A 14,137-nucleotide genomic window follows, 5' to 3' on the forward strand; every position below is an offset into this window, starting at 1 on the left:
GCCTCGTCAGCTGGAGCGCAGTCCGGGGTTGAGCACGCCGCGGAAGTGGACCGCCCGCCACCCGAACCGCTCGGCCGCCTCCACGTTCGGCAACCGGTCGTCGGTGAAGACCACCGCGGACCGGGTGACCGGGCGCTCCAGGTGCCGTTCGACCGCGGCGTGCGCCGCGGCATACGCACCGGGGTCCGGCTTGGCGACGCCGAAGTCGGCGCTGTTCAGCGCCACCCCGGCCAGGTGCCCGAGGCCGATCTGGTGCAGCTCGGCGGGGATGTTGTCCGTGCCGTTGGTGAACAGGAAGACGCGCTTGCCGGCCCCCTGCAGCTCCTCGATGAGGGCCACCGTCGGCCGGATCGGCGTGCCGCGGTCGGCGAGCCACGCGTCGACGGCGCGGGTCGCGTCCTCGGCGTCGATCCCGTGCTCGACCAGGCCCTCGCAGATGCTGCTGCGCCACTGGGCGAAGGTGATGTCCCCGACGATGACCGCGCCGAGCCGGCTCTCGTGGAAGGCGATCGTGAAGAACTCCTCCGACGTCAGCCCGATCCGGGCGGTGACCTCCCGCGTCGTGGCGAGGTCGAAGTCCCGCACGACACCGTCGAGGTCGAACACGAAGACCTCGGCGTCGGCGGCCATCCCGCGCAGGGTGGTCAGCGGGTCGGGGGCCGGGTGGTCGCTCTGCACGCCGCCCATCGTGTCACGGGCGGGGCACCCGGCATACCGGGAAATGCCGACGCGGCGCGCGGGTGGGCGGGCGTCCCGGGTTAAGGTGATGGACGGCAACCAGCGGCAGGGGAGTAGGGAGTCAGGCATGGCGCAGGGCGGGTCCTCGCCGACGCCGCCGTCGGCGACCCCCGAGGGGGCCGACCGCGACGGGTGGGCCGGGACGGTCCGCACCACTGAGCGCCTCGACACGGTCGCCAACGGGGTGACGCTGGTCCGCACCGTGGTGTCCGTCGTGCTCGCCGTCTTCGCCCTCGTCGAGGCGTCCGTCCCCCTGCTCATCGTGGCGTATGCCGTCTACTGGGTCGGCGACATGGCCGACGGCTGGTCGGCCCGGGCCCTGGACCAGGAGACCCGGCTCGGTGCCGTCTTCGACATCATCAGCGACCGGGCCTGCACCATCCTGTGCGCGGCGGCGTTCATCCGGATCGAGCCCGAGGTCGCCGTCCCGATCGCGGTCTTCCTGGTGCAGTTCGCGGTCCTGGACACGATGCTCACGCTCGGCTTCCTCTACTGGCCGGTGAAGGGCCCGAACGACATGCACCAGGTCGACCGGACGATCTACCGGTGGAACTGGTCGCCGCCGGCGAAGGCGGTCAACACCTCCGTCGTGGTGCTGCTGTGCCTGGTCGGCTGGCCGGTCCCGGCAACCGTGGTGGCCGCGGCGGTCGGTGTGCTGAAGGTCTGGTCCCTGGTCCGCATGCGCGGGCTGTCCACCGGCACGATCACCCCGAACTGAGCCGCGCGGGTGGACTGGCTGGACGGGCAACCCGCGGTCGTGGCGGGGCTCACCTTCCTCTACGGCTTCGCCTCTGCGCTGTTCCCCGTCCTCAACATCGAGGTCGTCGCGCTGGCGCTGCCCGTGGCGCAGCCCACCGGCTGGTTGTTCTCGGTGCTGAGCATGACGGCCGGGCAGACGGTGGGCAAGATCGTGATCTTCCAGGCCGCCCGCGGCGGCGCGGTCTGGCTGGACAGGTGGAAGGAGCGCAACCCGGGCCGCAAGGCCGGCAGCGGGCCGGCCTGGTGGCAACGGATCGTGGAGTGGAGCAACAACCTGTTCCGGTTGTTGGACCACACCTGGCCGGCCGGCGGCGTGGTGCTGCTGTCGGCCGCCGTGGGCATGCCGCCGTTGGCGGTGGTCAGCGTGGTCGCGGGGGCCCGCAAGACCCCGCTGTGGATCTTCGTGCTCGCCACCTTCGTCGGGCGCGGCGCCCGGCTGCTCGTGCTGTCCGTGCCGGTCGCCCTCGCGTCGCACTGACCGAGGCGGTACAACTGTGCCCATGGATCCCGCCAGCACCCCGATCAAGGTCTTCCTCCTGGACGACCACGAACTCGTCCGGCGGGGCCTGCACGACCTCCTGTCCAGCGAGCCCGACATCGAGATCGTCGGGGAGTCGGGGTCGGCCCAGGAGGCCACCCGGCGGATCCCGGCGCTGCGCCCGGACGTGGCGGTGCTGGACGGCCGGCTGCCGGACGGCTCGGGGGTGGAGGTATGCCGTGACATCCGGGCCGTCGACCCGACCATCAAGGCGCTGATCCTGACCTCCTACGACGACGACGAGGCGTTGTTCTCGGCGATCATGGCCGGGGCCTCCGGCTACGTGCTTAAGCAGATCAACGGCACGGAGTTGGTGGACGGGATCCGCAAGGTGGCCGCCGGGATGTCCCTGCTGGACCCGGCGCTCACCGCGCGGGTGATGGACCGGCTGCGGCACGGGGACCCGCAGCAGGCGGCCCTGAGCAAGCTCACCGAGCAGGAACGCCGGATCCTGGCGCTGATCGCCGAGGGGATGACGAACCGGCAGATCGGCGCCCAGCTCTTCCTGGCCGAGAAGACGGTGAAGAACTACGTCTCCAGCCTGTTGGCCAAGCTCGGGCTGGAACGCCGCACCCAGGCGGCCGTGCTGGGCGCCAAGCTGTTCGACAAGTAGCCCCGGCCGCGACCGCCCGGGTCGGGACCTTGGTCCCGCCGGTTGCGGCCCCTGGACCCTGGGGCCCGACCCGCTCTCCCGCGAGCATGGAAGTGGCAGGAAAACCTGCCCGCCACGACGAGGAGAAGGACGATGGCTACCAGGATCACCCACCACACCACGAGCGCGACGGCACCGGTCGAGGTCCAGGGGGCCGGGGTGCTGAGCCCGGCCGCCCGCAAGGTCATGGCGGTGCTGCGGGTCATGTTCGGCTTCTACTTCCTCTGGGCCTTCCTGGACAAGACCTTCGGCCTGGGGTTCTCCACCCCGGCGGAGCGCGCCTGGATCAACGGCGGCGACCCGACCGCCGGGTTCCTGTCCAACACCGAGGGCACCTTCGCCGCCACCTTCCAGTCGCTGGCCGGCCAGTTCTGGGTGAGCCCGCTGTTCATGATCGGCCTGCTGGGCATCGGCATCGCGCTGATCGCCGGCGCCGGCCTGCGGATCGCCGCCGTGACCGGCGCGACGATGTACCTGCTGATGTACCTGGCCGCGCTGCCCCTCACGACCAACCCGGTCATCGACGACCACCTGACCGGTGCGGTGGCCCTGATCCTGTTCGCCGTCGCCCTCGCCGGGGACACCTGGGGCCTGGGCCGCTGGTGGGCCGGCACCTCCCTGGTGCGGCGCTACCCGATCCTGCGGTGACGCCGGTGCGCTAGCCCGGTGGGGTCAACGGGACCCGCCACGACACCTCGGTGCCGTGCGGGTCCCGATTCCTGATCTCCACCTCTCCGCCGCGGGCCCGGGCCCGGCTGCGGATGTTGCGCAGCCCGCTCTCCTTGATGTGGTCCGGGACGCCCACCCCGTCGTCGCTGATCCGGCAGGTCACCACGTCGTCGGCGACGGTCACCCGCACGGTCGTCGAGGACGCCCCGGCGTGCCGGGCCACGTTGGACAGCGCCTCCCGCAGCACCGCGAGCAGGTGGATCTGCAGGTCGTCGTCCAGCGCGCTGTCGACCGGGCCCTCGAACTGCCCGACCGGGGTGAAGCCGAGGGTGGAGGCGTAGCTGGTGATCAGGCTGCGCAGGTCGGCCCGCAGCGAGCTCTGCCCGGGACGGTGCTGCAGCTCGAAGATCGTCGCCCGGATGTCACGGATCGTGGCGTCCAGCTCGGTCACCGCCGACTGGAGACGCTCCAGCACCTCCGGACGCACGGCCAGCCGGCTGGCCCCCTGCAGTTGCAGGCCGGTGGCGAACAACCGCTGGATCACCAGGTCGTGCAGGTCCCGGGCGATCCGGTCACGGTCCTCCAGGAGCGCCAGGAGCCGTTGGTCGTTCTCCCGGTCCACCTGGTCCAGCACCAGGGTGACCTGCAGCGAGAAGGCCCGCAACAGGTCCTGCCCCTGGGCCTCGCCCATCCCGGCCGGCGGGCGCCAGCCACTCACCACCAGGGCCACGACCTGCCCGGAACGCGGGTGGACCGGGAGGACGGTCGTGCGGTCGCCCCGCGGGGCGGCGTCCGGCGCTGGCGGCGTCGCCGGGTCGGTCAGGTCCACCTGTTCGCCCGTCGCCAGGCAGTGCTCGAGCGCCTCCCGCCGCGCGGCGAGGGACGCGGCGGCATCCGCGCCCGAGGCAGCCAGCACCTGTTGCCGGCCGGTCTCGTCGACGGCCACGACCGCGACCGCGCCCGCTGCCGTGAGGTCGAGCAGGTGGGCGGTCACGGTGGGCAGCAGGACCTCGATGTCGACCTCGCTGAGCAGCTCCCGCAGCACGTCCCAGATGCCCTCCATCACCTGCCGTTGGACGGCGTTGACGGAGCGCTCCTGCAGCGAGTCGATGACCGAGCCCGCGACGAGGGAGAGCCCCTCGACCAGTTGCTCGTCCTCGACGGTGAACGGCTGGCCGTCGGCCTTCTCGGTCAGGTAGAGGTTGCCGTAGACCCGCTCGCCCACCCGCACCGGCATCCCCAGGAAGGTCCGCATCGGGGGGTGGCCGGGCGGGAAACCGGAGGAGTCCGGTGCCTGGGTCAGGTCGTCCAGGCGCACCGGGCGCGGGTCGTGGATCAGCCGCCCGAGCAGACCGCGGCCGCGCGGGAAGTCGCCGATCTCCGCCCGTTCCTGCTCGGTGAGGCCGTGCGTGATGAACCGTGCCAACCGGTCCGGCTCCCGCTCGTCGATCACGCCGAGGGCGCCGTAGCGGGCCCCGGAGGCCTCGCAGGCCAGCACGACGATCCGGTGCAGCACGGCGTCCAGGTCCGTGCCGGCGCCCAGGTCGTGCACGGCGGTCAGCAGCGTGCCCAGGCGGTGCGCGGTGTCGGAGCCGGGGGCGGGCACCCGGTCGTCCTCTGCGGTGGTGGCGTCCACCGGATGAACGCTACCGTCGCCGCGCCGGGAGCCGGAAGGACCCTCCGCGGCCGGCGCGACGTACCCTGCTGCCATGAGTCGGGTCCGCGGTCTGCCGCACGCCGGGGGCGCACGATGACCCCCCGTACCCGCCGACAGCTGGCCGGGGCCTGGGCGATGGTCCCGTTCGCGCTGCTCCTGGTGGGGGCGCGGGTGTGGCAGCCCCCGGGGGAGCTGCCGACCCGGTGGTCCGGCAGCTCCCCGGACGGCTTCACCGACGGTGGCACGGTGCTGCTCACGACGCTCACCGTGGCCGGCTTCTGCTCGATCCTGGCCGCGCTCGTCGCCCTGGTGCGGGTGTTCGTCCCGGGGCGGTGGTCCCGCTGGATCGTGGCCCTGTTGGCGACCGTGTCCGGTGCCGCGGCGGCCGCCTACGGCGTGGGTGCGTGGGCCACGTCGCTGGCCGGTTCGGCGGCAGCGGTCCACCCCTGGTGGGTGGCGCTCGTGGTCGTCCTGGCGGTGCTGTGCGGTGTCGTCGCGCACCGGGTGCACGGTCTGGAGGTGCCCTCGCGCGCGGAGCTGCTGCACGGCATACCGGAGCGGTCGCGGGTCGTCCCGGTCACCCGGCCGGACCCGGCGGTCGGTCGAGCGGCCGCGGGGGGCGACGGCGACGAACGGGCACCCGGGGAGTGGACCGGGCGGTCGGCCTCCCGGCTCCTGGTGGGGCTGAGCATCTACACCGGCCTGGTCTTCGCGGTGTGCGTGGCCCTCCTGCTGTTCGGCGGGCCGCACTACCGGCTGTTGCTGGTCGCCGTGCTGGTGGTCGGGGTGCCGCTGACCCTCTTCGTGCTGGCCTGGTCACGGGTCCGCGTCGTGGTCGACGCCGGGGGTCTGCGGGTCCGTTCCGAGCGGCTGCCGGTGACCCTGATGCGGGTGCGCCCCGCCGAGGTGCTCGGCGTCCAGGTGCTGGACGTCGACCCGATGGCCTGGGGCGGCTACGGGCTGCGGGCGACCGCCGGTGCCACGGCATACATCGTCCACGGGGGTGACGCGCTCGTGGTGCACCGTGCCAACGGCCGGCGGCTCGCCCTCGAGTGCGTCGAGGGCGAGCCGCGGGTCGGTGCTGCCGTGTTGCTGCGGGTGGCCGGTCAGGCGCTGGCGGACGCGCGCTCCGGCTCGGCGGTCGGCTGACCCTGCGCCACCCCGAGGGCGCGCTCCAGCTTGGCGCCCTCGACGTCGACCTCGGGCAGCAGCCGGTCCAACCATCGGGGGAGGGACCAGGCCCGCTCGCCGAGCAGGCTCAGCACGGCCGGGGTCAGCGTCATCCGCACCAGGAAGGCGTCGACCAGCACCCCGACCGCGAGGCCCAGACCGATCGGACGGATCATCATCAACTCGGCGAAGGCGAACCCGCCGAACACCGAGATCATGATGATCGCCGCCGCGGTGACCACGCGGGCGCTGTGGTTGAAGCCGCTGACCACGGCGCGGCGGGCGTCCTCGCCGTGCACGTGCGCCTCGCGCATCGCGGTGACCAGGAACACCTGGTAGTCCATGGCCAGCCCGAACAGGACGCCGATCAGCAGGATCGGCAGGAAGCTCAGGATCGGGCCGGGGTCGTTGACCCCGAAGAACGAGCCGAGCACGCCCCACTGGAAGACCGCCACGACCACCCCGAAGGCGGCGCCGATCGAGAGCAGGAAGCCCGCGGTGGCCAGCAGCGGCACCAGCACCGACCGGAAGACCAGGAGCATCAGCACGATCGACAGCCCGACGACCACCAGCAGGTAGACCGGCAGGGCGTCGGCCAGCTTCTGTGAGATGTCGATGTTGGCCACGGTCTGACCGGTCAGGCCCAGCTCCATGTCGTTGTCGGCCCCGATCCGGTCCGCGGCGGAGTCCAGGGACCGGACGAGGTCGACCGTCTCCTGCTCGGCGGGACCGCTCTTGGGCACGATCTGGAAGGCCAGGGTCGTGCGGTCGTCGCTGACCCCGAACGGCACGACGTAGCTGGTGCCGTTCACCTGGGCCAGGTCCTCGCCGATCTCGACCTGCGCGGTCATCAGCGCCGTCTCACCCTCGGCGAGCGGCTCGTCGAGGGTCGCGACCGCGACGATCGGCCCGTTGGCGCCCGCCCCGAAGTTCTCCCGGGTCAGGTCGTAGGCCTGGTATGCCGTGGTCTCGGCGCCCTCGGACCCGCCGTCGGGCAGCCCGAGCCGCAGGTCGGTGACCGGGAAGGCGGCGACCGCGACGACGGCGACCACGCCCAGGATGGACAGCCACGGGTGCCGCTGCACGAGCGCGGCCCACCCGCGGGGGGTCGCCTGCTCCTCGGGGTCCAGGTGCTTGGCCTTGCCCCGGGAGCGGCCGAGCGCGCGGTGGCCCAGCAGGCTGAGAATGGCCGGGGTGAGAGTGATCGCGACCAGCACCGCGACGACCACGGTGCCCGCGGCGACCAGGCCCATGACGCCCAGGAACGGGACGCCCGTGACGACGAGGGCCGCGAGGGCGATGATCACCGTCAGCCCGGCGAAGGTCACCGCGTTGCCGGAGGTGCCGTTGGCCAGCGCGATCGAGTCCACCACGCCCATCCCCTGGCGCAGCTGTCCCCGGTGGCGGTTGATCAGGAACAGTGAGTAGTCGATGCCCACCGCCAGTCCCAGCATCAGGGCCAGGGCGGGCGTCACGGAGTTCATCTGGACGAAGGCGGTCAGGCCCATCGCGGCACCGACCCCGACGCCCACCCCCACCAGGGCCATCACCAGCGGGAGACCGGCGACCAGCAGGCCACCGAGCATCACCAGCAGGACGACCGCCGCGACGACCAGGCCGACGACCTCCGCCGGGCCCATCACGCTGCTCAGGTCCTGGGTGATCACCTGGCTGTACTCCACGCCCACCCCGGCGTCGTCCAGCTGGCTGCCGATCTCCTGCAGCTCCTTGCCGGTCTCCGGGTCCAGGTCGGTGGCCTCGCCGTCGAACTGCACCTGGGCCAGCGCCACGGTGTTGTCCTCGTTGACGAAGCGGAGCCCGTCGCTGAGGGCGCTGAACCGCTGGCCCAGCGCCAGGCTCTCCCGCCCCTTGTCGATCTCCTGCTGCGCGGAGTCGAGTTCGTCGCGGCCGGCGTCCAGCTCGGCCTGGCCATCGGTCAGCTGTTGGTCCGCGGCGTCCAGCTCTGCCTCGGCCTGGGCCACCATGTCGGCGGGCAGCTGGTCCCGGTTGGCCTCGAGCTGCTCGCGGCCGGACTCCCACTGGGCGCGGCCCGCATCGATCTCGGCCTGTCCCGCGGCGAGGTCCTCCCGCCCCTTGTCGATCTCGGCCTGGCCGTCGTCCAGGTCCGCGGTGCCGGACTTGAGATCCTCGGCGCCGGCGTCGATGTCGTCCTGCGTGGCGAACGGGTCGACGACGTCCGCGACCCCGTCGACGTCGCGCCACTCCTCCAGGACCGTGGCGATCGCCTGGCGCTGGGCGTCGTCGAAGCCGTCCTCGCTGGTGAACACGACCGGGCCCATGGCTCCCGCGGCCTCGGGTATCTCCTGCTTGAGGTCCTCCAGGACGGTCTGGAACCGGCTGTCCGGCATGGTGAACTCGTTGGTCAGCGGCTTCATGAACACCGCGGCGGAGGTGCCCGCGGCGGCGATGATCACGATCCAGGCCGTGAGGGTGCGCCACGGGTGCTGGGCGCACCAACGTCCGAGGCGGTGCAGGAGGGATGCCACGGTGGTCCTTTCGGTCGGCCCGGGGGCGGCCCGTGCCAGGTGTCGTGCGGTCTGAGGTCTCGGTGTGAGGTCTAGGTCTGGGGTGTGGGGTCCGGGCGGCCGGCGGCCGCGGTGGTTAGGTCGTCCACCCGCTCCGGGCGTGCGCCAGGGCGCGCAGCATCAGGGTGTTGAACTCGGCGATGGCCGCCTCGTCGACGGTGTCCCCCACCCGCTCGACCCAGGCGGCCTCGACGGCCTCGAACATCCCCATGATGGCCGCGGCGAGGGTGGCGGTGTGCAGCGCGTCCCCGGCGCCGTCCCGCCGGGCGAGCAGGTTCTCGAGCCAGCCGCGGTGGTGCTGCCAGACGTTGAGCTCGACGGCAGATGGCCGACCTGCACGCCGACCGCCGGTCCGTTCGGTGGAGCAGGCCAGCGCATGCATCCAGGTCAGCAGGTCCACGCCGAGGGGTGAGGCCTCCACGGCCCGCGTGAGGGCGGTGAGCTGGTCCTCTTCGGCCGGTCGGGCGAGGAAGGCCTCCGCGACGGCCCCGAGCGGTGCGGAGGTGCCCTCGGCCAGGGCCGCCTCGATGCTGGGGAAGTAGTTGAAGAAGGTGCGTCGGGAGACCCCCGCCGTCTCGGTCACGTCCTCGACGGTGAGCGCCTCGACGCCGTGCGCGGAGACGTGCGACCGGAGGGCGCTCAGCAGTGCCTCCCGGGTGCGCGCCTTGTTCTGCTCGCGCCGGCTGGTGGTCGTGGTCACGGGTCGAGCGTAGAAGCCGCTTTGCACTCAGTGCAAATCTGCACAGGGTGCAAAGTGTGTGACCTTGCTCTCAGCCGGTCGGCACCTGGTCGCCGGTCTCGTAGCGCACGACCGACCGGAGACATCCGTCGGCGACCCGGAAGACGACCCAGGTCGGGGTGGGTTCGGTCGGGGCGGGGAAGGGCACGTTGTCGGCGGTCCACCGGGCCAGCTCCTCGACGACCACCCGGCCCGGGGTGGTCGCGTCCTCGGTGATCTCGTGCTGTGGGTCCAGCCGGATCCCGGAACGGCTCAGCCAGCCGCGCATCAGGTCGTGTCCGGAGCCGGTGCCCCGCGGCCCGCCGACCTCGACCTCGGGGTGGCAGCAGGCCACGGCTGCCTCGATGTCGCCGGCGTTCACCGCCTCGTGCCACCGGGTCACGGTCTCCGCTGCTCCTCGCATGGGGTCAGCCTGACGGCTGGGGCGGGTCCGGGCAAGCCGCAGGGACGCGACGTCGGGCGAGCCGCAGGGACGCGACGCCGGGCGAGCCGCAGGGACGGCGGGCGACTGCGACCCTCGACCCGGCGGACTAGATGGCGGCGCCCTGGGCTGCCCGGGCCAGGCGCCGCGAGCGGCCGGCTGCGTGCACCGAGTCGACCGTCAGGACCACCAGGGCGGCCCAGACCAGGGCGAACCCGATCCAGCGGGAGGTGGGCATCACCTCGCCCAGCAGCAGCACGCCGCAGAGCAGCTGCAGCACCGGGGTGATGAACTGCAGCATCCCGATCGTCACCAGCGGCACGCGCCTTGCGGCGCCCGCGAAGAGGAGCAGCGGGATGACGGTGGCCACGCCGCACGAGACGAGGAGGGCGATGTGTCCGGCCCCCTCGGTGGTGAAGGTCGCGTCCCCGGCGAGCTGGATCCAGACCAGCAGCGCGACCGCGAACGGGGCCAGCAGGAGGGTCTCGCCGGACAGCGACTGCCAGGCCGTCAGGGTGTCCCCGACCCGCTTCTTGAGCAGCCCGTAGGCGGCGAAGGAGAAGGCCAGGCTGAACGACACCCAGGGTGGGCGGCCGTAGTCGAGGGTCAGGTAGCAGGCGGCCACCGTGCCGATCCCGACGGCGACCCACTGCCAGGGACGCAACCCCTCCTTGAGCACCAGGACCCCCAGGCCGACCGTCACCAGCGGGTTGAGGAAGTAGCCGAGCGCGGCCTCGGTCACGTGCCCGGTGAGGACGGCGAAGATGTAGACGGTCCAGTTGGCCGCGATCAGCGCCCCGGCCAGGCCGACGGTGAGCGCCTGGCGCGGGGTGCGCAGCAGGGTCGCGAACCACCGGAACTGGCCCATCACGGCCATCGCCACCAGGCACAGCACCAGCGACCAGACGATCCGGTGCCCCAGGATCTCCAGCGGGCCGGCCGGCTTCAGCGAGGCGAAGTAGAGCGGGAAGGCGCCCCACAGGCCGTAGGCGGTCAGTCCGTAGAGCGTGCCCCGGCGCAGCGTTGAGGAGGCGTCGTTCCCAGGGTTCGGTGCCGGTGCCGGCGACGGGGTGCGATCGGTCAAGCGTCCACGGTCCAGGTGTCGTTGCCGTGGAGCAGGGTGGTGAGGTCGGAGGCGTCGGTGGGGCCGCCGGCGGCGAGGCGGGCGGCGTCGACCTGGGCGCGGACCTGGTCGTCGTAGGTGGGGCGGTCGATGGTGCGGTAGATGCCCATGGGGACGTGGGCCATGGTGGGGGTGTCGAGGCGGGAGAGGGCGAAGGCGTGGGTGGGGTCGGGGTCGGTCGGGTCGTGGACGACGACCTGGTCGCGGGTGGGGCCGTCTGGGGTGTCGATGGTGTCCTCGGGCACGACGGTGAGGCGGCCGGTGGCGGCGTCGCGGACGGTGATGTGGGCGCCGTCAGGGTGCTCGGGGTCGCCGAACCTGAGGGGCTCCCCGGGGGTGAGGTGGCCGATGCGGGCGGCCGCACTGTCGCGGTCCTTCAGGAGCTGGAAGGCGCCGTCGTTGAAGATGGGGCAGTTCTGGTAGATCTCGACGAGGGCCGTGCCGCGGTGCGCGGCGGCGGCGGACAGGACCTCGGTGAGGTGCTTGCGGTCGGAGTCCATGGTGCGGGCCACGAAGGTGGCCTCGGCGCCCAGCGCCAGGGAGATCGGGTTGAAAGGTTGGTCCACCGAGCCGGTGGGGGTGGACTTGGTGACCGTGCCGATCTCGGAGGTGGGGGAGTACTGGCCCTTGGTGAGGCCGTAGATCTTGTTGTTGAACAGCAGGATGGTCAGGTTCACGTTGCGGCGCATCGCGTGGATGAGGTGGTTGCCGCCGATGGAGAGGGCGTCGCCGTCGCCGGTGATCACCCAGACGGACAGGTCCGGCCGGGCGGTGGCCAGCCCGGTCGCGATGGCGGGGGCGCGGCCGTGGATGGAGTGCATGCCGTAGGTGTTCAGGTAGTACGGGAAGCGCGAGGAGCAGCCGATCCCGGAGATGAACACGATGTTCTCCCGGGCCAGTCCGAGCTGGGGCAGGAAGGACTGGACCGAGGCGAGGACGGCGTAGTCTCCGCAGCCGGGGCACCAGCGCACCTCCTGGTCGGAGGTGAAGTCCTTCTTGGTCTGGGCGGGGGCGTCCGGGTCCAGCGTCGGCACCCCGTGGGTGCCGGGGAAGGGGAGGTCGGCGTTCTCGTGGTGGCCGTGGTGTGCGTGCTGGTCGGTGGTGCTCATTCGGTGACCCGTTCGTATGTTTCCAGGACGGCTTTGTGCAGGACCTCGGCCAGGTCGGTGGCGTTGAACGGCAGCCCGCGCACCGCGGTGTGGGACCGGACGTCGACCAGGTAGGTGCCGCGCAACAGCAGGGCCAGCTGGCCCAGGTTCATCTCCGGCACGATCACGGTGTCGTAGCTGCGCAGGACCTGCTCGAGGTTGGCGGGGAAGGGGTTGAGGTGGCGCAGGTGGGCCTGGGCGATGTGGGTGCCGGTCGTGCGGACCAGGCGGGCCGCGGCGGCGATCGGGCCGTAAGTCGAGCCCCAGCCCAGGACCAGGACCCGGGCCTGCCCGCTGGGGTCCTCGACGGTGACCGGGGGCAGCGTGTCGGCGATCCTGGCGATCTTGGCCGCGCGCAACCGCACCATCGTGTCGTGGTTGTCCGGGTCGTAGGAGATGTTGCCGGTGACGTCGGCCTTCTCGATCCCGCCGATGCGGTGCTCCAACCCGGCGGTGCCCGGGACGGCCCACGGCCGGGCGAGCGTGGTCTCGTCGCGCAGGAACGGGTGGAACACCGGCTGGCCGGCGTCGTCGGTTCCGTTCGGGGCGGTCGCGAACTGCACGGTCAGGTCCGGCAGGTCCGACACCTGCGGGATCAGCCACGGCTCGGACCCGTTGGCCAGGTACCCGTCGGAGAGCACGATGACCGGGGTGCGGTAGGTGGTCGCGATCCGGACCGCCTCCAGCGCGACGTCGAAACAGTCCGAGGGCGACCTCGCGGCGAGCACCGCGACCGGTGACTCCCCGTTGCGGCCGTGCAACGCCTGGAGCAGGTCGGCCTGCTCGGTCTTGGTCGGCAGCCCGGTCGAGGGGCCGCCCCGCTGGATGTCGATCACGACCAACGGCAACTCGGTGGCCACCGCCAAGCCGATCGTCTCCGACTTCAGCGCCAACCCCGGTCCGGAGGTCGTGGTCACCCCGAGCGCCCCGCCGAACGAGGCGCCCAGCGCCATCCCGACCGCGGCGATCTCGTCCTCGGCCTGCAGGGTGGTCACCTCGTACCGCTTCAGCGCGGCCAGCGCGTGCAGCACGTCCGAGGCCGGGGTGATCGGGTAGGAGCCCAGCACCACCGGCAGCCCGGACCTGTGCCCGGCCGTGACCAGGCCCAGGGCCATGGCCTGGTTCCCGGTGATCGTCCGGTAGGTGCCCGGCGGCATCGGTGCCGGGCCGACCTCGAACCGGATCGCGAAGTCCTCGGTGGTCTCGCCGTAGTTCCAACCCGCCCGCAACGCCGTGAGGTTGGCCTCCAGCACCTCCGGCTCGGTGGCGAACTTGGCCCGCAGGTAGGTCTCGGTCCCGTCCAACGGGCGCGAGTACATCCAGGACAACAACCCCAGGGCCAACATGTTCTTGGCCCGTTCCTTCTCCTTGCGGGTCAACCCGAACTCGGCCAGCGCCTGCACCGTGATCGAGGTCAGCCCGACCTCGTGCACGTGCCAGGAGTCCAACGACCCGTCCTCCAGGGGCGAGACGGCATACCCCACCTTGGACAGGTTCCGCTTGGAGAACTCGTCGGTGTTCACGATGACCGTCCCACCGCGCGGCACGTCACCCAGGTTGGCCTTCAACGCCGCAGGGTTCATCGCGACCAGGACATCCGGACGGTCGCCCGGGGTCAGCACGTCATGGTCGGCGAACTGGACCTGGAAGCTGGACACCCCCGGCAACGTGCCGGCCGGGGCCCGGATCTCCGCCGGGAAGTTGGGCAGCGTGGACAGGTCGTTGCCCAGGCCCGCGGTCTCGGAGGTGAACCGGTCACCCGTCAACTGCATCCCATCACCAGAATCACCGGCGAACCGGATCACCACCCGGCCCAACCGCTGCAACGGCTTGACACTCATCCCGACACAGTCACCAGATCTCGTAACGACGGCGTGCGATCCGCGGGGTGCGGACCCCTTCATGCTAAGGGGCACCTGACCTGCCGGCCGTCGCGGGAGCGGCGTGGTGCCGAAACGGCCCGACCCGGCGAGGACT

13 protein-coding genes are annotated in these 14,137 nt (G+C 72.0%); 5 read left to right on the forward strand and 8 right to left on the reverse strand.

Going from position 1 to position 14,137, the window contains the following annotated elements; genetic code table 11:
* Positions 1–6: 6 nt before the first annotated feature.
* Complete coding sequence (locus FB467_RS05105; RefSeq protein ID WP_141784135.1) at positions 7–678, reverse strand: HAD family hydrolase; 672 nt, start codon at positions 676–678, stop codon at positions 7–9.
* Positions 679–805: 127 nt separating this feature from the next.
* On the opposite strand from FB467_RS05105, the gene FB467_RS05110 reads away from it, so the two are divergent.
* The 4 genes from FB467_RS05110 to FB467_RS05125 all read left to right on the forward strand — a co-directional run bounded on the left by FB467_RS05110 (position 806) and on the right by FB467_RS05125 (position 3,335).
* Positions 806–1,456, forward strand: a complete 651-nt coding sequence (locus FB467_RS05110; protein WP_141784136.1) for a CDP-alcohol phosphatidyltransferase family protein — start codon at positions 806–808, stop codon at positions 1,454–1,456.
* A 9-nt stretch (positions 1,457–1,465) separates the two neighbouring features.
* The gene (locus tag FB467_RS05115; protein WP_141784137.1) at positions 1,466–1,975 is read left to right on the forward strand and encodes an SNARE-associated domain-containing protein; all 510 of its coding nucleotides are present in this window, start codon (positions 1,466–1,468) and stop codon (positions 1,973–1,975) included.
* Positions 1,976–1,997: 22 nt separating this feature from the next.
* On the forward strand, positions 1,998–2,648 hold the full coding sequence (locus FB467_RS05120) for a response regulator (RefSeq protein ID WP_141784138.1): 651 nt from the start codon (positions 1,998–2,000) through the stop codon (positions 2,646–2,648).
* Positions 2,649–2,780: 132 nt separating this feature from the next.
* Positions 2,781–3,335, forward strand: a complete 555-nt coding sequence (locus FB467_RS05125; protein ID WP_141784139.1) for a hypothetical protein — start codon at positions 2,781–2,783, stop codon at positions 3,333–3,335.
* Between the two features lie 10 nt (positions 3,336–3,345).
* Here FB467_RS05125 and FB467_RS05130 read toward each other — a convergent pair whose 3' ends face one another.
* Entirely contained in the window at positions 3,346–4,992 is a 1,647-nt protein-coding gene (locus tag FB467_RS05130; protein ID WP_170230571.1) for a GAF domain-containing sensor histidine kinase, read from the reverse strand.
* Positions 4,993–5,106: 114 nt separating this feature from the next.
* On the opposite strand from FB467_RS05130, the gene FB467_RS05135 reads away from it, so the two are divergent.
* Entirely contained in the window at positions 5,107–6,162 is a 1,056-nt protein-coding gene (locus tag FB467_RS05135; protein WP_141784141.1) for a hypothetical protein, read from the forward strand.
* Here FB467_RS05135 and FB467_RS05140 read toward each other — a convergent pair.
* From FB467_RS05140 to FB467_RS05165, 6 genes are all read right to left on the reverse strand, one after another.
* Entirely contained in the window at positions 6,120–8,690 is a 2,571-nt protein-coding gene (locus FB467_RS05140; protein WP_141784142.1) for an MMPL family transporter, read from the reverse strand. The genes FB467_RS05135 and FB467_RS05140 overlap by 43 nt on opposite strands.
* A 115-nt stretch (positions 8,691–8,805) precedes the next feature.
* Positions 8,806–9,429, reverse strand: a complete 624-nt coding sequence (locus tag FB467_RS05145; protein WP_170230573.1) for a TetR/AcrR family transcriptional regulator — start codon at positions 9,427–9,429, stop codon at positions 8,806–8,808.
* 70 nt (positions 9,430–9,499) lie between these two features.
* Positions 9,500–9,871, reverse strand: a complete 372-nt coding sequence (locus FB467_RS05150) for a nuclear transport factor 2 family protein (RefSeq protein WP_141784144.1) — start codon at positions 9,869–9,871, stop codon at positions 9,500–9,502.
* A gap of 127 nt (positions 9,872–9,998) precedes the next feature.
* Complete coding sequence (rarD, locus tag FB467_RS05155; RefSeq protein ID WP_228393262.1) at positions 9,999–10,973, reverse strand: EamA family transporter RarD; 975 nt, start codon at positions 10,971–10,973, stop codon at positions 9,999–10,001.
* A complete protein-coding gene (locus tag FB467_RS05160) occupies positions 10,970–12,121 on the reverse strand; it encodes a 2-oxoacid:ferredoxin oxidoreductase subunit beta (RefSeq protein ID WP_141784145.1) in 1,152 nt (383 codons plus the stop codon). Before FB467_RS05160 ends, rarD begins: the two co-directional genes overlap by 4 nt.
* Positions 12,118–14,001 (reverse strand): 2-oxoacid:acceptor oxidoreductase subunit alpha, encoded by a 1,884-nt coding sequence (locus tag FB467_RS05165; protein WP_141784146.1) that lies wholly within the window; start codon positions 13,999–14,001, stop codon positions 12,118–12,120. Before FB467_RS05165 ends, FB467_RS05160 begins: the two co-directional genes overlap by 4 nt.
* Positions 14,002–14,137 lie beyond the last annotated feature (136 nt).

Source organism: Ornithinicoccus hortensis (assembly GCF_006716185.1).
GTDB classification, from domain to species: Bacteria; Actinomycetota; Actinomycetes; order Actinomycetales; family Dermatophilaceae; genus Ornithinicoccus; species Ornithinicoccus hortensis.